Source organism: Kocuria sp. p3-SID1428 (assembly GCF_025149945.1).
Taxonomy (GTDB): domain Bacteria; phylum Actinomycetota; class Actinomycetes; order Actinomycetales; family Micrococcaceae; genus Kocuria.
The window spans coordinates 1-19,065 of the sequence record NZ_JALXVH010000015.1; the positions used below are offsets into that span (position 1 = coordinate 1).

Annotated in this window: 16 protein-coding genes and 1 riboswitch; of the genes, 4 read left to right on the forward strand and 12 right to left on the reverse strand. The window is 71.2% G+C overall.

The window, feature by feature from the left end:
• A partial coding sequence (locus tag M3E84_RS04920; RefSeq protein WP_259894953.1) for a DEAD/DEAH box helicase occupies positions 1 to 1,634 on the reverse strand: 1,634 nt, incomplete at its 3' end.
• A gap of 490 nt (positions 1,635 to 2,124) precedes the next feature.
• Here M3E84_RS04920 and M3E84_RS04925 point away from each other — a divergent pair.
• Entirely contained in the window at positions 2,125 to 2,526 is a 402-nt protein-coding gene (locus M3E84_RS04925; protein ID WP_259894955.1) for a hypothetical protein, read from the forward strand.
• A 121-nt stretch (positions 2,527 to 2,647) separates the two neighbouring features.
• Here M3E84_RS04925 and M3E84_RS04930 read toward each other — a convergent pair whose 3' ends face one another.
• From M3E84_RS04930 to M3E84_RS04940, 3 genes are all read right to left on the reverse strand, one after another.
• Complete coding sequence (locus tag M3E84_RS04930) at positions 2,648 to 3,484, reverse strand: D-hexose-6-phosphate mutarotase (RefSeq protein WP_259894958.1); 837 nt, start codon at positions 3,482 to 3,484, stop codon at positions 2,648 to 2,650.
• A 110-nt stretch (positions 3,485 to 3,594) separates the two neighbouring features.
• Complete coding sequence (locus tag M3E84_RS04935; protein WP_259895020.1) at positions 3,595 to 5,034, reverse strand: sodium:alanine symporter family protein; 1,440 nt, start codon at positions 5,032 to 5,034, stop codon at positions 3,595 to 3,597.
• Positions 5,035 to 5,281: 247 nt separating this feature from the next.
• The gene (locus M3E84_RS04940; RefSeq protein WP_259894959.1) at positions 5,282 to 6,505 is read right to left on the reverse strand and encodes a multidrug effflux MFS transporter; all 1,224 of its coding nucleotides are present in this window, start codon (positions 6,503 to 6,505) and stop codon (positions 5,282 to 5,284) included.
• A gap of 87 nt (positions 6,506 to 6,592) precedes the next feature.
• Here M3E84_RS04940 and trmB point away from each other — a divergent pair, with 87 nt between their 5' ends.
• A complete protein-coding gene (gene trmB, locus M3E84_RS04945; RefSeq protein ID WP_259894961.1) occupies positions 6,593 to 7,402 on the forward strand; it encodes a tRNA (guanosine(46)-N7)-methyltransferase TrmB in 810 nt (269 codons plus the stop codon).
• On the opposite strand, the gene M3E84_RS04950 is transcribed toward trmB, so the two are convergent.
• The 5 genes from M3E84_RS04950 to dnaK all read right to left on the reverse strand — a co-directional run bounded on the left by M3E84_RS04950 (position 7,384) and on the right by dnaK (position 13,891).
• Entirely contained in the window at positions 7,384 to 9,402 is a 2,019-nt protein-coding gene (locus M3E84_RS04950; protein ID WP_259894963.1) for a BCCT family transporter, read from the reverse strand. The genes trmB and M3E84_RS04950 overlap by 19 nt on opposite strands.
• Positions 9,403 to 9,532: 130 nt before the next feature.
• Positions 9,533 to 10,006: a heat shock protein transcriptional repressor HspR gene (locus tag M3E84_RS04955; protein WP_259894965.1), complete on the reverse strand. Its 474-nt coding sequence runs from the start codon at positions 10,004 to 10,006 to the stop codon at positions 9,533 to 9,535.
• A 76-nt stretch (positions 10,007 to 10,082) separates the two neighbouring features.
• Positions 10,083 to 11,105, reverse strand: a complete 1,023-nt coding sequence (locus M3E84_RS04960; RefSeq protein WP_259894966.1) for a DnaJ C-terminal domain-containing protein — start codon at positions 11,103 to 11,105, stop codon at positions 10,083 to 10,085.
• A gap of 168 nt (positions 11,106 to 11,273) precedes the next feature.
• A complete protein-coding gene (gene grpE, locus M3E84_RS04965; protein WP_259894967.1) occupies positions 11,274 to 11,867 on the reverse strand; it encodes a nucleotide exchange factor GrpE in 594 nt (197 codons plus the stop codon).
• Between the two features lie 164 nt (positions 11,868 to 12,031).
• Positions 12,032 to 13,891: a molecular chaperone DnaK gene (gene dnaK / locus M3E84_RS04970; protein ID WP_259894969.1), complete on the reverse strand. Its 1,860-nt coding sequence runs from the start codon at positions 13,889 to 13,891 to the stop codon at positions 12,032 to 12,034.
• A gap of 268 nt (positions 13,892 to 14,159) precedes the next feature.
• On the opposite strand from dnaK, the gene M3E84_RS04975 reads away from it, so the two are divergent.
• A complete protein-coding gene (locus M3E84_RS04975; RefSeq protein ID WP_259894970.1) occupies positions 14,160 to 14,651 on the forward strand; it encodes a low molecular weight protein-tyrosine-phosphatase in 492 nt (163 codons plus the stop codon).
• 3 nt (positions 14,652 to 14,654) lie between these two features.
• Positions 14,655 to 15,245, forward strand: coding sequence for a hypothetical protein (locus M3E84_RS04980; RefSeq protein ID WP_259894972.1), 591 nt, complete (start codon positions 14,655 to 14,657; stop codon positions 15,243 to 15,245).
• A gap of 15 nt (positions 15,246 to 15,260) precedes the next feature.
• Here the strand turns inward: M3E84_RS04980 and M3E84_RS04985 are convergent, their stop codons facing one another.
• The 3 genes from M3E84_RS04985 to M3E84_RS05000 form a co-directional block, all read right to left on the reverse strand.
• Positions 15,261 to 17,702: an ATP-binding cassette domain-containing protein gene (locus M3E84_RS04985; RefSeq protein WP_311200434.1), complete on the reverse strand. Its 2,442-nt coding sequence runs from the start codon at positions 17,700 to 17,702 to the stop codon at positions 15,261 to 15,263.
• Positions 17,699 to 18,367 carry an ECF transporter S component gene (locus M3E84_RS04995; RefSeq protein WP_259894973.1) on the reverse strand — a complete coding sequence of 223 codons (669 nt, stop codon included), beginning with the start codon at positions 18,365 to 18,367 and terminating at the stop codon, positions 17,699 to 17,701. Before M3E84_RS04995 ends, M3E84_RS04985 begins: the two co-directional genes overlap by 4 nt.
• A 114-nt stretch (positions 18,368 to 18,481) precedes the next feature.
• Positions 18,482 to 18,586, reverse strand: a riboswitch (TPP riboswitch).
• Positions 18,587 to 18,731: 145 nt separating this feature from the next.
• Positions 18,732 to 19,013, reverse strand: coding sequence for a DUF4235 domain-containing protein (locus M3E84_RS05000; protein ID WP_259894974.1), 282 nt, complete (start codon positions 19,011 to 19,013; stop codon positions 18,732 to 18,734).
• Between the last annotated feature and the right edge of the window lie 52 nt (positions 19,014 to 19,065).

Below are 19,065 nucleotides of genomic sequence, written 5' to 3' on the forward strand. Positions count from 1 at the left end.
GGCGAGCCGCCGGCGCGGCGGTCACGACGACGAGCCGCTGCCTGCGTGGCGCGATCGGCCGCCGCGTCCGCGGTGCCGTGCAGCGCCACAGCGCTTGCCGGGGCGTCCGTGCGAGCAGCGGTGCTGCGAGCGCCGCCGCTGCGTCCGCGGCCCGAGCCGGCGGGACGACCGCCGCCGGAGCGGCCGCCGCCCTGGCCCGGACGGCCTCCGCGGCCTCCGTCGCGCCGGCCCTGGGCCTGGCCCTGCTCGCCACCGCGTCCACCGCGACCGCCCGAGCGGGACTGGCCGCGCTCACCGGCGCGGCCCTGGGAGCGCCCGCCCCGCTGGCCGCCCTGGGCCTCGGGCTGTGCGCCGCGGCCGCCGCGCGAGCGGCCGCCCTGGGCACCGCGGCCGCCGGAGCGCCGCGCACCCCGGCCGCCGGAGGGCTGCTGCTGGGCCGGAGCCACGTACTCCACGCGCTCTGCGCGCTCACCCACGAGATCGGCGACGACCGGCGAGCCGATCGAGACCTCGGAGAACTCGGCGGTCACGCCGGCCTGCTTCATGAGCTTCTCGACGTCGCGGCGCTCCTCGCGCGTGGCGATCGTGATGACCTGGCCCTGGGCGCCGGCGCGGGCCGTGCGACCGGAGCGGTGCAGGTAGGACTTGTGCTCGGCCGGCGGATCGATGTGCACGACCAGCTCGACGTCATCCACGTGCACGCCGCGGGCGGCCACATCGGTGGCCACGAGCACGCGGACATCGCCCTGGGAGAAGCTCGCCAGGTTCCGGTCGCGCGCGTTCTGCGAGAGATTGCCCTGCAGATCCACGGCTGGGATGCCCTGCTGCGAGAGCTTCTTGGCCAGCTTCTTGGCGCGGTGCTTGGTGCGCGTGAACATCACGCGCCGACCCGTGCCGGAGGCCAGGGCCTCGATCAGCGCCTGCTTCTCATCGGCGTCGACCACGAGCACGTGGTGGTCCATGGTCGAGACCGCGGCCTTGGGCGCATCCACGGAGTGGGTGACGGGGTCGTGCAGGAACTTCTTGACCAGCACGTCCACGCCGCCGTCGAGCGTGGCCGAGAACAGCAGGCGCTGGCCGTCGTCCGGGGTCTGCTTGAGGATGCGGGTGACCACGGGCAGGAAGCCCATGTCGGCCATGTGATCGGCCTCGTCGATCACGGTCACGCGGATGTCGTCGAGGGTCAGGACCCCCTGCTTGAGCAGGTCCTCGAGGCGGCCCGGGCAGGCCACGACGATGTCGGCGCCGCGGGAGAGCGCGCGCTCCTGGTGGACCTGCGAGACGCCGCCGAAGATCACGGTGGTCGACAGCCCCGCCTCCTCGGCCAGTGGAGCGATCGCCCGATCGATCTGGGTGGCGAGCTCGCGCGTGGGGGCCAGCACCAGGCCGGTGGGCCGGTTGGCCCTGCGCGGCGCGCGGCTGGTTCCCTGCGCCAGGCCTGCCAGGCGGGTCACCAGGGGAAGGGCGAAGGCGATGGTCTTGCCGGAGCCGGTGCGGCCGCGGCCGAGCACATCGCGCCCGGACAGCGAGTCCGGGAGGGTCTTGGTCTGGATGGGGAAGGGCTGGTCGATCCCGTGCTGGGAGAGGACACGAGCCAGTGCCTCGGGCACGCCGAGGTCGATGAAGGACGTCAAGGGAAGAGCACTTTCGATCGGATGTCCCGGCGCCGGTATCGGCAGGCCGGGGTGCGCCGATCTCACGATCCGCGTGGAGGCGACGTACCGGACTCGCGCAGTGACGTCCGGGGCTTCCGAGCTCCCGGTCCGCTGCAGGCGTAGACCCGAGGTCTGCCCTCGAGGGTCCGTCTGCGTCCTGCGCCGTCCGCGTGCCCGCGGGGTGTTCGACGCGCTGCCTGCCCATCTCGCTTCAGATCTCACGTCCCGGGCTGATGAACGGCCGTCGGGTCCGGTGCGCGGCGGGCAGTGCCATGTGCAACTCATCGACCCTACATGAATAGGCCCCTGACCGCCGTGAGGCGCAGCACGAGCCCGGCCCTCGCTCAGCGGGGCCGGCGCCCCGACGCGCACCGGCCCACCCCGGGAGGCCCTGCTAACATCGTGACGGATCACCCATCGGCTCCTCGCGGCACGCGGGAGCCGAGACCCCCGACCTGAAGGAGCACGAATGCGCCTCTCCAATGCCATCCTCCGCGGCGTCTCCGGCGCCTACCTCATCCAGTCCGGGCTGGGGAAGAAGGACCTCCCCGAGGAGGCCTACGGCCACCTGAAGGGCATGGCCGCCAGCGGCATCCCGCAGTTCGGCGAGTGGGACGACAAGACCTTCGGGCAGTTCCTGTGGCTGTCCGAGGTCGGCATCGGCGCAGCGCTGGTCACCCCGTTCGTGAACAAGCGCCTGGCCGGGGCCGCTCTGCTCGCGTTCTCCGCCGGCATGCTGAGCATGTACTTCCGCAACGACGAGCTCACCCAGGAGGACGGCATCCGCCCCTCCCAGGAGGGCACGCCGCTGTCCAAGGACGTCTGGCTCGCCGCGATCGGCGCCAGCCTGATCGCTCAGGGCAAGAAGTGAGCTGAGCGCTCCGCTTCCGCCCGGGCGCAGCCGCTGACAGCTGCCGCCCCGAGACCAGGCGAACGCCCCCACCGTGACGGTGGGGGCGTTCGCATGTCCGGGCAGCAGGGTCTCGATGGATTCAGTCGGTCTCGACGTCGATCCGATAGCCGAGCTCGTGGACCTCGCCGGGTGCGACCCGCACCGCGTGCTCGAGCGCATTGGCGCCCTCGAGACACAGCATGGCCGGCCACTCCTCGTCGCCGAAGTCGGACATGGCCGCGGCCTTCTCGCTCCACGGATTCCACACGACGGTGTCCGCAGCCCCGCGCATGGTGATGCGCAGGCGCCGGCCCAGCACAGGATCCTCGACCGTCACGGGCCCGCCCGAGAGGTACACGCGGTCCGTCTCCCCCGTCAGCCGCAGCGACCGGCCGGCGGCGGGCACGCGCGCGTTGTCCAGCGTCTTGTCGATGAACTCGGCGTCCTCGAGGCCGCGCACCTCGACCTCCCGGACGTCGCCGACGGCCAGGTAGGTGTGCAGCGCCTCCTCCATCTCGAAGGCCTCCTCCCCCGTGTTCTCCACGCTGAGCACGACCTCCAGCGAGGCCCCGGCACGCACGGAGAGCCGAGCGCGGAACGCGTGCGGGAAGGACTCCCGGTGCTCCTGCGACAGCGCGGCGTCGGTGAGCTCGAAGACCGCCGCATCCTGCTCGGTGCTCACCCGCGCCCAGTCCACGATGCGCGCGAATCCGTGCGCCGGCTTCCGGTCCCCGCTGCGGCCGGGACCGAACCACGGGAAGCACACAGGGATCCCGCCGCGGATGGACGTGCCCACCTGGAATCCGGAGCGCCGGGACACGAACAGGACCGGGTCGTGGCCGAACGGGGTCCAGGAGGCGACGTGGGCGCCCTGGTCGTAGACGGTGGCGATCCCGGCGTCGCCGCTCAGGGCCAGAGGGTGGTTGAGTTCGCTCATGCTCCCACCCTAGGCACGCTCGGCTGCCGCAGGGGAAGCTGTCGTCGTCGTTTGCCGTGAAAAGCGACGAGGGGCCTGCCGGTCCGCCGGCAGGCCCCTCCCGAGTGCGCTCAGCGCCCGGTCGACTCGTAGGTGTCGATGCCTCCGGGACGCCCCTCCATGAAGGCGTCGATCTGCGCCTTGCCGGCGCGCAGCTGCGGATCGTGGTCGAGGTAGTGCTTGGTCTCGCGGTAGATCAGCCCCGAGAGCACGAGCAGGCCGATCAGGTTGGGGATCGCCATCAGGCCGTTCATGACATCGGCGAAGTTCCACACGACCGCCAGCGGGACCGTGCAGCCGATGTAGACGACGATCGAGAACACCACGCGGTACGGCATGACGGCCACGCGGCCGAAGAGCCGCTCGAGGCAGCGCTCGCCGTAGTAGGCCCAGCCGAGGATCGTGGAGTACGCGAACAGCACGAGCCCGATGGTCACGATGTAGTGGCCCCATTGCCCCGGGAGGCCGTGCGAGAAGGCGTCGCCCGTCATGGTCGCGGCGAACTCGGAGCCTTGCTCCCACACGCCGGTCGTGATGATCACCAGACCGGTGAAGGTGACCACGATGATCGTGTCGATGAAGGTCTGGGACATGGACACCAGCCCCTGGCGCACCGGATGCGTGGTCTTGGCCGCGGCGGCGGCGATCGCCGCCGAGCCCATGCCGGACTCGTTGGAGAACGCGCCGCGGGCCACACCCATCTGCACCGCCAGGATGATCGCCGAGCCGGCGAAGCCGCCGACCGCGGCGGTGCCCGTGAAGGCATCGGTGAAGATCAGGCCGATGGCAGCGGGGACGTCGGCGATGTTGACGATGAGGATCCAGATCGCGCCGATGATGTAGAACACGATCATGATCGGGACGAAGCCCGAGGAGACCTTGGCGATCGACTTGATGCCGCCGACCAGCACAGCCAAGGTCATCACCGCCAGCACCGCGCCGGTGACCCACAGGGGGATGCCGAAGGAGCCCTCGACGTTCGAGGAGATGGAGTTGCCCTGCGTCATGTTGCCGATGCCGAACGACGCCAGCGCCGCGGCCACCGCGAAGAACAGGGCCAGGAACTTGCCGATGCCGCCGCGGATGCCGCGCTGCAGGTAGTACTGCGGGCCGCCGGAGATCTCGCCCTTGGCATCGACCGTGCGGAAGCGCACTCCCAGGAAGGCCTCCGAGTACTTCGAGGCCATGCCGAAGACTCCGGTGACCCACATCCAGAACAGAGCGCCGGGACCGCCGATCGAGATCGCCGTGGCCACGCCCACGATGTTGCCGGTGCCGACCGTGGCGGCCAGGGCCGTGGTCAGCGCCTGGAACTGCGAGACGTCGCCGCCCACGGCGTCCTCATCTGCGCGCTCCAGCAGCGCCAGTCGCAGCGACGGGCCCAGCTTGCGCAGCTGCAGCCCGGAGAGCCGGATGGTCAGGTAGATCCCCGTGAGCAGCATCAGCGGGATCAAGCAGAAGGGTCCCCAGATGATCGAGCCGAAGCTGCCGAAGCACTGTTCGGCATCGATCGAGCCGGGGGTGAAGCAGTACGAGCCGATGCCCGCGAGCTGGTCGAGCAGGTCCTGGATCACGAGGGGGTCCTCTCGGAAGGGAGTCTGGAGCCGAGGAGTGACCGGACCCTCGGGGAGTCCGAGGAGACGTGCGTCACTGTCCATCGGAAGGCATCTAAGCACAGGTGATTGCCAGCCGGCACCCGGGCTGCTGTCGGGGGAAGTGTGTCGCGGGAGCTGCCGCCCGGGGCGAGTGCGCTGCGGTTCAGTCGGAGGCCGCGCGACGGGACAGCCGCAGGGCGCTCACAGCAGCGCTCAGCGCCAACCCGGAGAAGATCAGCATCCCGACCGCCATGGGGACGGCGGTGCTGTCTCCGCCGAGCCCGGACAGCGGGCTGGCGATCCCCCCGAGCAGGAACTGCAGCAGCCCGAGCACCGCCGAGCCGGCCCCGGCCCGGTGCCGCGCCTCGGCCTGGCCCAGCGCGATCGCATTGCCCATCACGAACCCGAAGCACGCCTGGGCGGCCACCACATGGACCATGAGCGTCCACGCCGGTGCGCCGGCCAGCAGGACCGCCAGGCCCACCAGGTTGATGCAGCTGAGCGCGATCAGCGCCGAGCGCAGGATGGCGCCCGGGGAGAACCGGTTCAGCAGGCGGACGTTGACCAGGCCCCCGAGCAGCCCGCACAGCGCGCCGAGGGCGAAGACGACCGAGTAGCCGAGCTCCGAGAGCCCCACGATGTTCTGGAGCACGAACGAGGAGGCGGAGATGTAGGAGAACAGGCAGCCGAAGGCGAAGGCCAGGGCCAGCGCCCAGCCCATGAACACGGGCTGGCCCAGCATGCGCCACGGCCCCTCGAAGATCCCCACCAGGCCGGCACGGCTGCGCTCGGCCGGAGGCAGCGTCTCCTTGAGAACCACGAGCGTCCCGGTGAGCATGAGCAGGCCGAAGCCCGTGAGCAGCCAGAAGACCGTCTGCCACACCGCCTGCGAGGCAATCACTCCGCCGATCAGCGGCGCGACGATGGGCGCCATGGAGGTGATCGTGCCGAGCAGCGTGTAGACCTTGGCGGCCTCGATGCCGGAGACCGTGTCCGAGACCATCGCACGCCCGACCACCACGCCCGCGGCACCGGCGATCCCCTGGACGGCGCGCAGCACGAGCATCATCTCGATGCTCGTGGACAGGGCGATGCCCGCCGAGCTCAGCGTGAACACCGAGGTGCCGGCCACGATCAGGCCGTAGCGCCCCAGGCGATCGGAGACGGGCCCCAGCACGAGCTGCCCCAGGGCCATGCCGATCATGTACGTGCTCAGCGAGAGCTGGACCGCCGTGATCGGGGCCCGGAAGTACTCGGCCGCCGCCGGGATCGAGGCCAGGTAGATGTCCGTGGCCATGGGGCTCACCGCCGCCATGATGCCCAGGGCCACGATGAACATGGCCCGATCTGCTCCGGAGGAAAGCTTCAGCCTGGTCAGCGACGACATGGTGCTCCTGCGGGACATGCCCGGTCAGGGCGGGGAGGGGTGGGCGGCGGCCCCATCACCCTAGCGGCTGGCTAGACTCACCGACTGATGAGCGAGCACAGTTCCCCCGATCAGACCGCGCCCGAGACCGACGACCAGACCGGCGGGGATGCGGATCCCACCCGCTTCCACCGCCAGCCGCTGTCCTTCGTGCGCCGCGGCGACCGCCTGACCCAGCGCCGGCAGAGGGCCTGGGACGAGCTGGCCCCCGAGCGGATCCTTCAGGTCCCGCGCGAGATCACCGACACCTCCGTGGCCGCCCACGCCGTGTTCGACCAGGAGGCCGTCTACGGCCGGCGCGCCCCGCTGGTCGTCGAGATCGGCTCCGGGCTGGGCGAGGCCATGGCCCACCGGGCCGCTGAGGTCCCCGAGCAGGACTTCCTGGCCGTCGAGGTCTACACCCCCGGACTGGCCGACCTGCTCGCCAAGTCCGACGCCGCCGGGGCCACCAACGTGCGCGCCGTGCAGGCCAATGCCCCCGAGGTGCTCGAGCACTTCCTGGAGCCGGCCTCGGTCGACGAGCTGTGGGTCTTCTTCCCCGATCCGTGGCACAAGAAGCGCCACCACAAGCGCCGCCTGGTCTCCCCCGGCTTCGTCGAGAAGGTCGCCCGCGTGCTGCGCCCGGGCGCCACCTGGCGACTGGCCACGGACTGGCAGGAGTACGCGATCCAGATGCGCGAGGTCATCGAGGCCGACGGCCGCTTCGAGAACCTGCACCCCGGCCCCCTGGCTGATGACGCCCAGCCGGATCAGGGCTGGGCGCCGCGCTGGGAGGGCCGCACCCTCACCAGCTTCGAGCGCAAGGCCAGGGAGGCCGGGCGCACTCCGCGGGATCTGACCTACCGCTTCTCGGGCTGATCCTCGCCGGGGCCGGCCTCGGCGCCCGGCTGGGCGCCGGCCTCCGGGCGCCCCTCGACCGACGACCCGTCGGCGTCCGGGCTGCGGGGCTGGTCCTCCAGCGCGGGGAACGTCCCCGTGTCCCAGTCGTAGTCCACGGGGCGGCCGTCCTCGTCTGTGCGCTGGTACCAGTCGGTGTACTCACTGGCCGAGGAGTCGAAATCGGCCGCCGTGGCCCACTCCCGGTCGGGGCCGTCGGCCTTCTGCACGGCGAGCATGAAGTCGTCGCCGTGCTCGTCCACGCCGTGGCGCACGGCCTTCTCCAGGGCCCACTCCCCGTAGGCGCTGCGCAAGATGTAGGGATCGGTGCGCAGATCCTTGTGGAAGGCCACCGCCATGGCGAAGATGATCAGCGTGAACGGCAGGGCTGTCACGGTGATCATGTTCTGCAGCCCGGTCAGCGCGTTCTGGCCGCCGACCAGCAGCAGCACGACCGCGATCCCGGCCATGCACAGGCCCCAGAACACGGTGACGAGCGTGCGGGGCACGGGATTGCCCTTCTGCGACATCTGCGAGGCCACGACCGAGGCCGAGTCCGCCGTGGTGATGAAGAAGACCGCGAGCATCACGATCACGATGCCCGTCACGACCGCCCCGCCGGGCAGGGTATCGGCCACGACGAAGAAGATCTCCTCGGGAGCCGGCAGGCTGGCCGCCGTTCCGTCGGGGGCGATCGTCTGATGCTGGAACTGCTCGCGGATGGCCGTGCCGCCCAGGATGGTGAAGGCCAGCACCACGATCGACGACGGGATGAACAGCACCCCGAAGATGAACTGCCGAATGGTGCGCCCGCGCGAGATCTTGGCGACGAACACGCCCACGAACGGCGACCACGCGACCCACCAGGCCCAGTAGAACGTGGTCCACGACGACAGGAACTCCTGCATCTCGGGACCGTCGGACATCGAGGCGGAGAGCATCGTGGGCAGCTCGGCGAAGTACGTCACCACGACGGCGGGGACGTAGTTGGCCAGGAACGCCGTGGGGCCCACGATGAAGAAGAACAGCGCCAGGGCCACCGCCAGCACCATGTTGGTGTTGGACAGCCAGCGGATGCCGCGCGAGATCCCGGAGACGGCCGAGGCGATGAATCCGGCGGTGAGCAGGGCGATGATCATCAGCGCCATGGCATTGCCCGTCTCGCCCAGGCCGGCGAAGATCTCGACGCCGCGCCCGATCTGCAGCGCCCCGATGCCGAGCGAGGCGGCCGTGCCGAACAGCGTGGCGATGATCGCCAGGATGTCGATGATCTTCCCGACGGCGCTGTCCGTGCGCCCGTCGCGGAAGAACGGGGCGAACACCGAGCTCATCAGCGGGACGCGGCCGCGGCGGTAGGAGGCGTAGGCCACGGCCAGTCCCACCATCCCGTAGATCGCCCACGCGTTGAGGCCCCAGTGCAGGGCGGCCTGGGCCGAGGCCAGCTTCATGGCCTCCTGCGTGCCCGGATCGACCGAGCCGGGGCGCGGCGAGAGGAAGTAGGTCATGGGCTCGAACGGCCCGAAGAAGATGATGCCGATGCCGATGCCCGCCGCGAAGAGCATGGCCGCCCACGACGCGGTCGAGTACTCGGGCTCGTCGGTGTCCAGGCCGAGCGGGATCCGGCCGTAACGCGACAGGGCGAGGCACACCAGGTAGACCAGCAGCCCCACGGCCAGGGAGTTGAAGGCCCAGCCCATGTTCACGCTGGTCCACTGCAGCGCGGCCGTCGAGATCTCGGTCAGCGACTGGGTGTCGAGCAGGCCCCACACGATGAACGCCAGGATCAGCGCGCCGGAGACCACGGTGACGATGCGGTCCACGCCATAGCGGTTGAGCTGGCCGTCCACCGAGATGCCGGGCACCAGCACCGGGTGGATGTTGTGTGGGTAGGTGATCTCCCGCAGGAAGGCCCGCGGCGCACCGGAGCCCTTCGCCTGTCGTCGGGAGCCGCAGGGAGCACCGGACGCTTCGCTGGTGGGCATGAGGAGGGCTTTCTGGGTCGCGATCGGTGGACCGCTTCACCATATGCGAAGGCGGCTGACCACCCCAGAAGGGCGGGCAGCCGCCTCGGCAGCCTCGACCTGCGCGCTCCAGTGTGCTACTGAGCAGCCGCTACCGCTGTCTCGCGGCTCCGCGGCCCTGGGCACGGCTCGGGCGATAGAGCATCAGGGCCCGAGAGCTGGACATCTCGGGGCGCTGCGTGGGCAGTCGCCTCTGACCTCGGGGCAGGCGCACGATCTCGCCTCCCGGCGTGGCCGCGAACACGGACTGATCCGCTTCGAGCTGCTCCTGGGTCTCTTCGAGCTCCTGAGTCAGCTCGGTGACCCGGTGCTGCAGGGCCGCCACCTGGTTCTCGAGCTCGATGATGCGCTTGATCCCCTGCAGCGAGACGCCGTTCTGGGACAGCTCCTGGACCTGGCGCAGCTTCTCCACATCGCGCTGGGAGTAGCGCCGGGCACGGCCCGGGGCTCGCGAGGGCTGGACCAGCCCCAGTCGGTCGTACTGCCGCAGGGTCTGCGGGTGCATGGACGCCAGCTCGGCGGCCACGGAGATCACGAAGAGCGGCTTGTCGGCATCCAGTGCCATGGCGCTCACGCTCCTGTCGCGGTGAGGATCCACAGCGGATCCCAGTGCTGCTGACGGACTGACCGAATCATGGCCATCAGGCCCCCGCACGCTCCATCAGCTGTGCGCGCGGGTCCTGGTCCTGGGTGGCGGCGGCGAAGTCCTCGACCGCCTTCTTGGCTGCGTCGTCGAGCTCGGCGGGCACGGCGACCTCGACGGTGACGATCAGATTGCCCTGGCCCTTGGACGAGTGCACGCCCTGGCCCTTCACGCGGAAGCGGCAGCCGGAGGAAGTCCCTGCCGGGATGCGCAGCGACACCGTGCCGCCGGTCGGCTTGGGGACGTGCACCGTGGCGCCCAGGGCGGCCTCCGGGAAGGAGATCGGCACCGTGACCATGAGATCATCGGAGTCCTCCTTCCGGGTGAACACCGGGTTCGAGCCGACCTTGATCGTCAGGATCAGGTCGCCGGGCCCGCCCGGGCCGCTGTGGCCCTTGCCGCGCAGCTTGAGCTTCTGCCCGTCGCGCACGCCCTGGGGGACCTTGACCGTGGTGGTCTCGCCGTCGCCGCGGCGCAGCCGCACCGTGGTGCCCTTGAGCATGTCGTCGAAGGAGATCAGCGTGGATGTGGTGAGGTTCTCGCCCTTGGCCGGGGGCTGCTGGGCTCCGTAGCCGCCCTGGGCGCCGCCGAATCCGCCGAAGCCAGGGTCGTAACCGCCGGCGCCGAAGCCGCCGCCCCCACCGCCGAAGAGGTCCTCGAAGCTGAATCCCCCGCCCCCGCCGGTGGTGGTGTAGCGGGTGCGTGTGCGCCCTCCCCCGCCGAAGGCGTCGCCGAACAGGTCCTCGAATCCGCCGCCTCCGGAGCCGCCGGCGAAGCGGGCGCCGGAGCCCATGGCGCGGATCTGGTCGTACTGCTGGCGCTCCTCAGGGTCTGCGAGGACGTCGTGCGCCTCGGAGATCTCCTTGAAGCGGGCCTCCGCCTCCGGGTCACCGGGATGGCGATCCGGGTGATGCTTCTTGGCGAGCGTGCGGTAGGCCTTCTTGATCTCGGCGTCGGTCGCGTCCTTGGAGACGCCCAGAACGCCATAGAAGTCCTTGTCGATCCAGTCCTGACTGGCCATGACGCCTCCTTTCAGGGGCAGTTGACGGTGTCGGTGTGCGGCCGGCCCGCTTCTTCGGGGCCTGCCGGGTAGCTGACGGGGCCGCCCGCCGAGGCGGACGGCCCCGTCAGCTCAGGTGCTCGAGCCGCACGCGGCGGCTCGGGGCGCGGTGCTCGGGAGCGCTCGGGCTCACTCGCCCGGCGCCACGGCCACCTGGGCCGCGCGCACCACGCGCCCGCCGACGCGGAAGCCGGAGCGCAGCACGAGCGAGACGTGATCCGCTTCGATGCCCTCGGCCGGCTGCTGCAGCACGGCCTCGTGCACGTTCGGGTCGAAGGCCTCCCCGACCGTGCCCACGCGCTCCAGGCCGCTGCGCTGCAGCGTGTCCTCGAGCTTCTCGGAGATCCGCGCGAAGGGGCCGTCGGTGATCTCCCCGGCCTGGCGGCCGGCGTCGATGTCGTCGAGCACCGGGATCAGCGAGCCGATGACATCGGCGACGACGTGGTCGCGCAGCTGCTCGCGCTCGCGCGCGGTGCGGTTCTTGTAGTTCACGAACTCGGCCTGCAGGCGGCGCAGATCCTCGAGGCGCTCGCGGGCGAGGTCATCGCCCTCGGGCTGCTGGTCCTGATCGGCCTGGCGGGCCTCCTCGGTCTGCTCCGCGCCCAGGACGTCCTCCGGGGTCAGCGGCTGCTCTGCCGAGGTCTGCTCCTGGTCCTGAGCGGGCTGCTCGGAGTCGCCGTGCTCCTGGCCCTGCGAGCGCGGATCCTCTGGGTTGGTGGTCATAACTGGCTCCTCAAGCGGTGGGTCGCCGTGCCCGGCCGCTCGGCCTGCGGCTGCGGCGCACGACGGGGGTGCGGATGCGGGTGAGGCCCGCCCGGCGCCGTCGCAGGTCCGCCGCTGCTGGGCGACGGATCCTGCGCGGCGCTCGGGCGAGCCTCAGGTGCGGGTCACTTCGAGGAGGAGTCGTCCTTCTCGTCGTCCACGACCTCGGCGTCGACGATGTCCTCGTCCTCGTCCTGAGCGGGCTGCTCGCCTGCGGCAGCGCCCTCGGCGCCGTCCTGCGAGTACACGGCCTCGCCGATCTTGCCCATGGAGCCCTGCAGCTTCTCGACGGCCGACTCAACGGCGGAGTCGTCGTCACCCTCGAGCGCGGCCTTCACCGCGTCGATGTCCGCCTGGACCTCGGTCTTGACATCATCCGAGAGCTTCTCGTCGTTGTCCTTGACGAGCTTCTCGGTCGAGTAGGCCAGCTGCTCGGCGTTGTTGCGCATGTCCGCGGCCTCGCGGCGCTTCTTGTCCGACTCGGCGTTGGCCTCGGCGTCCTTGACCATGCGGTCGATGTCCTCCTGGGACAGCGAGGTGCCGCCGGTGATCGTCATGGACTGCTCGGTGCCGGTGCCCTTGTCCTTGGCGGACACGTGCACGATGCCGTTGGCGTCGATGTCGAACGTAACCTCGATCTGCGGCACGCCGCGCGGGGCCGGCGCGATGCCGGTCAGCTCGAACGTGCCCAGGTTCTTGTTGTCCCGGGTGAACTCGCGCTCGCCCTGGAAGACCTGGATCGAGACCGAGGGCTGGTTGTCCTCGGCGGTCGTGTAGACCTGCGAGCGCTTGGTCGGGATGGCCGTGTTGCGCTCGATCAGCTTGTTCATGACGCCGCCCTTGGTCTCGATGCCCAGCGACAGCGGGGTCACGTCGATCAGCAGCACGTCCTTGCGGTCGCCCTTGAGCACACCGGCCTGGATGGCGGCGCCGATCGCGACGACCTCATCCGGGTTGACGCCCTTGTTGGGCTCCTTGCCGCCCGAGAGCTCCTTGACCTTCTCCACGACGGCGGGCATGCGGGTCGAGCCGCCCACCAGCACCACGTGGTCGATGTCCGCCAGCTTGATCCCAGCCTCCGAGATGACGTCGCGGAAGGGCTTCTCCACGCGAGCCAGCAGGTCCTTGGTCAGGTCCTCGAACTTGGCGCGCGAGAGGGTCTCGTCCAGGTGGACCGGGCCCTCGTTGGTGACCGAGAGGTACTGCAGCGAGATGTTGGTCGACGACGCCGAGGACAGCTCCTTCTTGGCCTGCTCGGCGGTCTCCTTGAGGCGCTGCAGAGCGATCTTGTCCTTGGACAGGTCCGCGCCGGTCTTGGACTTCACCTGCTCCAGCAGCCAATCGACGATGCGCTGATCCCAGTCATCGCCGCCCAGGCGGTTGTCGCCGGCCGTGGCCGCGACCTGGATGGTGGAGAAGTCGTCGTCATCCTTGCCGACCTCCAGCAGGGAGACGTCGAACGTGCCGCCGCCGAGGTCGAAGACGAGGATGCTCTCATCCTCCTTGCCCTTCTCCAGCCCGTAGGCCAGAGCGGCCGCGGTGGGCTCGTTGACGATGCGCAGGACATTCAGGCCCGCGATCTCGCCGGCCTCCTTGGTGGCCTGGCGCTCGGCGTCGTTGAAGTAGGCGGGGACGGTGATGACCGCATCCGTGACGTCGTCGCCCAAGTAGGACTCGGCGTCCGCCTTGAGCTTCATCAGCGTGCGCGCCGAGATCTCCTGCGGGGTGTACGTCTTGCCATCGATCGAGGTCGTCCAGTCCGTGCCCATGTGGCGCTTGACCGAGGCGATGGTGCGATCGACGTTCGTGACGGCCTGTCGCTTGGCGACGGCGCCCACGAGGGTCTCGCCGTCCTTGGAGAAGGCGACGACCGACGGGGTGGTGCGGGCGCCCTCCGCATTGGCGATGACGACGGGCTCGCCGCCCTCCAGCACTGCGACGCAGGAGTTGGTGGTGCCCAGATCGATGCCGACTGCTCGAGCCATGGTGATTCCTCCTTCTGCCGAAGCCTCTGACGGGGCTTTCGGATCTGTTCTGCGGTGCTCATCTGCGAGCGGTTGCCGGATCCTTGAGTCCCGGACGGCCTCTCTTGTTGAGCTTTCTGCCCTCAAGTATAGCCCTGCCACCCTTCGTGTCAAGCAGAGTTGAGTCGGATCGTATCAACTTATCGATGGGTCCGAGGAGTCCTCCCTCCATGCCCCCGTCGGGCCTCCCCTCATACGCCGGACATGCATGCCGCCTACACTGGAGCGCATGTATCGCATCGCAGTCGTGTGCACCGGCAACATCTGCCGCTCGCCGATGGCCGAGTTCGCCCTGGCTCGCGAGCTCGACCGGGCAGGGCTCAGCGGGTCGGTGGCAGTGGACTCCGGCGGGATCTCGGACGAGGAGCACGGCAATCCCGTGGACCCCCGTGCCGCGCGCGTGCTCGAGCGCGAGGGCCTGGATCCCTCGGGGCACAGCGCACGCCAGGTCACCCCGCAGTGGTTCGAGGACCACGACCTCCTGCTGGCCATGACCCCGGACCATGCCCGCGCGCTGCGCGCCATGGCCCCGGAGGGCGCCCGGGACCGGGTTCGCCTGTACCGCTCCTTCGATCCGCAGGCCGCCGATCTGCCCGAGTCCGAGCAGGGCGTGGCCGATCCCTGGTACGGCGGGACCGAGGGCTTCGAGAGCACGTGGGAGATGGTCGTCGACGCGCTGCCGGGGATCGTCGAGCACGCCCGCGAACAGGCAGGGGCCTGAGGCATGCAGGACGTCGAGCTGCACATGGACCCCGCGATCGCCGAGCGCAACCCCTCGGGCCTCGCCCTCATGCATCAGCTCACCGAGCCGATCCACCGGCCCCACCTCATCGGGATCGACGGGCGCTCCGGGGCGGGCAAGACCTCGCTGGCCGGGCAGCTCGCGCAGGTGCTGTCCGTGACCCGAGATGTCGTGGTCTTCCACCTCGAGGACCTCTACCCGGGCTGGGACGGCCTGGATCGGGGCATCGCCATGTACGAGGAGTCCATCCTCTCCCCGCTGCGCGACAGCCGGGACGCCTACTGGACGGCCTGGGACTGGATCGCCGATTCATCGGGCGGCCCGCGCCTGACCCGCGCTGCGGAGATCGTGATCCTGGAGGGGGTGGGCGCCTGCAGCCGCGAGGCGCGCGAGGCCCTCGACGTCTCGGTGTGGGTCGAGCTGCCGGAGGCCCAGCGCCGCGAGCGCGCCCTGAACCGCGACAGCGGCTTCGAGCCCTACTGGGACATGTGGGCCCAGCAGGAGCGCGACTACCTGCAGCGCGATCCCGTGTGGGAGTCGGCCTCCATCATCCAGCCGGGTCCCACCGGCTGAGGCCTCGAGCCCGGCTCACTGCCAGATGAAGCGGTGGGCCCCCAGCAGCTGGGAGACCGCCGGCGCCGCCCCCGCCGCTGCGACCGCGGCCCCCAGCAGCAGGGCATCGGCCCGCCCGAAGCGCAGCGGACGAGCCCAGGTGCGACTGCCGGCGTCCACCACCGCGCCGAAGCCGCGCACCTCCATGGTCACGGCCAGCCGCGAGGCCCGCCGCAGGGACTGCACGAGCAGCCCGAATGCGCGCCCGCCCAGCTCCCGCACCGCCGCCAGGGGGGCTCGGGAGCCGCCGACGCCGCGTGCCCGACGAGCCGTCACGAGCACCTGCCACTGATCGATCATGACCGTGACCAGGCGCAGCCCCACGAGCGCGGCCAGCACGACCCGCACCGGCAGCCGCATGGTCCGGGCAAGCCGGTCGGCCAGATCGGTCGGGTCGGTGCTCAGCAGCAGCATGACGCCCGGCAGGGCCAGGGCCAGCCCACGCAGCGCGATCGCAGCCCCGGCGGCGATCGATCCGGTGGTCAGCTGCAAGGGCCCGGCGCTCACCCACAGGTGCCCGCCGGCATCGGAGAGCACAGCGGTCCCCCAGCCCGAGAGCAGGGCGGCCACCAGCAGGGGCCAGATCCGCAGCAGCAGGGTGCCCGGGCGCTGTCCGAGCGCGGCCAGGCCCACGAGCTCCACGGCCAGGATCAGCCCGGAGGTCACGGGATCCGCCGAGAGCAGCAGCGCCAGGCTCAGCACCGCGACGGCCCCGAGCTTGGCCAGGGCGTCGCGGCGAGCCAGGGCGCCGCGGTGCCGAGCGGGCGCGCTCGTGGGCCGCGCTTCCTCCGTCGGCCGGGTCCGGGGTCCCACCGCGATCTCCTCGGCCCCCAGGGCGCGGACCAGGTCGTCGTCATGGGTCACGACCACGACGCAGCGGCCCTGCCGCACCTGCTCGGCCAGCAGCTCGACGACGGCCGCCCAGGTCACTGCGTCCTGCCCGAAGGTGGGCTCGTCCAGGATGAGGATCTGGGGTGCTGCAGCCATCACCGTGCCCACGGACAGGCGGCGCTTCTGGCCCCCGGAGAGGGTGAAGGGATTGGCCTCGGCGTGGGCCGAAAGATGCAGCCGCTCGAGCAGCCCGTCCACGCGGCGGGCAATCTCGTCCTCGGGGACCCCGGCCCGGCGCGGGCCCACGGCGAGCTCCTCGCGCACGCTGCCGGTGAGGAACTGATGCTCGGGCTCCTGGAAGACCGTGCCGATGCGCTCCACAAGCTCCGGGCCGGACCATACCGAAGGATCGTTCGGCAGCCTTCCGGCGAGGCTGCCGGCAGCGCGCACCGCACCGGCGCTCGGCACGAGCAGACCGGCCAGCGTCAGGGCCAGCGTCGACTTCCCGGCGCCGTTCGGCCCGGTCAGCGCGAGCGCGCTGGCGGCGCGCAGGCGCAGGTCCACCGGCTGCGCCGCCGGGGCGCCGGCCCAGGCCCCGTCGGGCACCGCGTCCCCGCGGCGCACGCGGCGACGGCGGCGGGAGAGCAGGCGCTGCGAGGGCTGCTCGCGCGAGACCTCGAGCCCGTCGGCGCGCAGGAGCAGCTCACCGGGGGCGGGGGCCGGGGCGTCCGCGGCGGCGCGCTGGCCCGGCAGCCAGATGCCGGCGCGGCGCAGCTGCTCGCGCTGGGCCCCTCGGGCGCCGAGGACGTCCTCGGGGCTCCCGTCGGCCAGCACTCCCCTCGGCCCCAGGACCACGACGCGCTCCACCAGATCCGCCCAGACCTCGGTGCGGTGCTCGACCACGATCAGCGTGGCCCCGGTGTCCTCGACCACCGTCTCGACCGCCCTGCGGACGGTGGCCACCCCCTCTGGATCCAGGTTGGCCGTGGGCTCGTCGAGCAGCAGCAGGCGCGGGCGCACGGCGGTGATGCCGGCCAGGCCGAGGCGCTGCTGCTGCCCGCCGGACAGCGCCGAGGTGTCCCGGCTGCGGGAGATCTCCAGCCCCACGGCCCTCAGGGCGGCATCGGCCCGGTCCCAGATCTCCTCGGCGGGCACGGCCAGGTTCTCCGGGCCGAACGCGACGTCGTCGCCGGCCCTGGCCAGCAGGATCGAGGACTCCGGATCCTGCTGGAGCAGGCCGGTGACGACGCCGCGCTGGGCCGCGGGCTGTCCGTCCACGAGCAGTTCGCCGCGCGGGCCGCTGCCTTCTGAGGGCGCTGCGCGACCGCCGTCGGGCCCCGGCCCGGGGGCATCGGAGGGGGCATCGTCCTCGGTGTCCGGGAGCACGCCCGCCAGGGCGTGCAGCAGCGTGGATTTGCCCGAGCCGCTGGCGCCCAGCAGCAGCACGCGCTGTCCGGCGGGGATCTCGAGGTCCACCTGCTCGAGGGCTGGGACGTCCCGGCCCTCGGGCTGCCAGCCGAAGCCGCGTGCGAGCACGGAGGCTCCGCCGCGCACGGCCCTGTCGGCTCCGTGCGTGCGAGCGGTCATCGACCAGAGGCCAGGCCCGAGAGCACTCCCGTGGAGCGCAGGGCGCGGGTCAGGGCCCACATGGCCAGACCGGCGATGACCGCCCCGGACACCGTGCCCAGCACGACGTAGACCGCCTGGTGGGCCATCGGCCACTCGTAGTAGTAGATCAGGCACTCGGTCAGCGTCCCGAGCAGCCCGGCGGCAGCGCCCGAGGCCACGGCCACGACCGGGCCGAAGCGGCGGTACCCGGCGGCCAGGAAGACGGCCTCCGCCGCCGCGCCCTGGATGAGACCGGAGAGCACGACCGTCATGCCGAAGTGGGTGCCCAGCAGCCCCTCGAAGCACGCCGCCAGCAGCTCGCAGGCCAGAGCTGCGCCGGGGCGGCGGATGATGAGGGCGGCCAGCGGTCCGGCCATCAGCCATCCGCCGACCAGCAGGCCGCCCGCCGGCGGATAGCCGACCGTGACGGTCTGGGAGAGGGGGTAGACCAGAGCGGACCAGGCCCAGAAGATCACGCCGCAGGCGGCGGCCAGCACTGCGAGGACCACGAGGTCAAGCACGCGCCACCGCAGGCGGGATCGCGCGCTGCGCTGCGGGGAGCCGACGGTTCCGGGATCGCGGTCCGAGCGCGTATCGAGGCCGGATCCGGTGCTCATCTGACCGGTGCTGCGATGCTGCGTCATGGTGGTCCTCCTGGGGGCCCGGGGGCGCCGCGGCGTCCCTGTCGTCAGGAGGGGAGAAGCGCTTCTCGCGCGATGCTGCGTGGGCGGGGCGCCCGCAGGAACGCGCGAGCAGCACCTCCGAGATGCTCGACTTCCTTCGCCGGTGCTAGCCGGAGCAGGTTCGAGGGTCTGCGGCGGACCGCACTCTCAGCGCCCTCGGGCGCTCCCCTGTCGTGTACCTAGGATCCTACGCCAGACGCGCAGCAGATGCAGGTCGCCCTCAGCCGGATTCGGAACGGATGAAGGCGCCGGGAGCACGCGGCTCCCGGCGCCTTCATCCTCGATCAGCGGCCCGAACCCGAAGGGCGGGCCCGATCGGGTGAGGTCAGGCGCGAGTCTCGGCCTTCTCCTGCTTTTTGAGCTCGGCCTTCTCCTTCTGATCCGCCACCTGACGGTTGACCAGGGTCCGCACGACCGTGCGCAGCACGCCGCTGAGCACGGCGAAGAGCACGATGTCGAGCCACAGATCATCACGGGGGTCCTCGCTCTTGGACGGGACCGGTCGGCCGGTGACCTTCTTCCACGCGAAGTCGAGGCCCTTGGTGGCGGCCTGCACGCCCAGCACGGACGCGCCGGTGCCGACGAGTCCCAGGATCTTGGGGTTCATGTCATCTCCTACCCCGAGTGAGCCACTCGGGAGATCGCGGAACCGGCGCCGC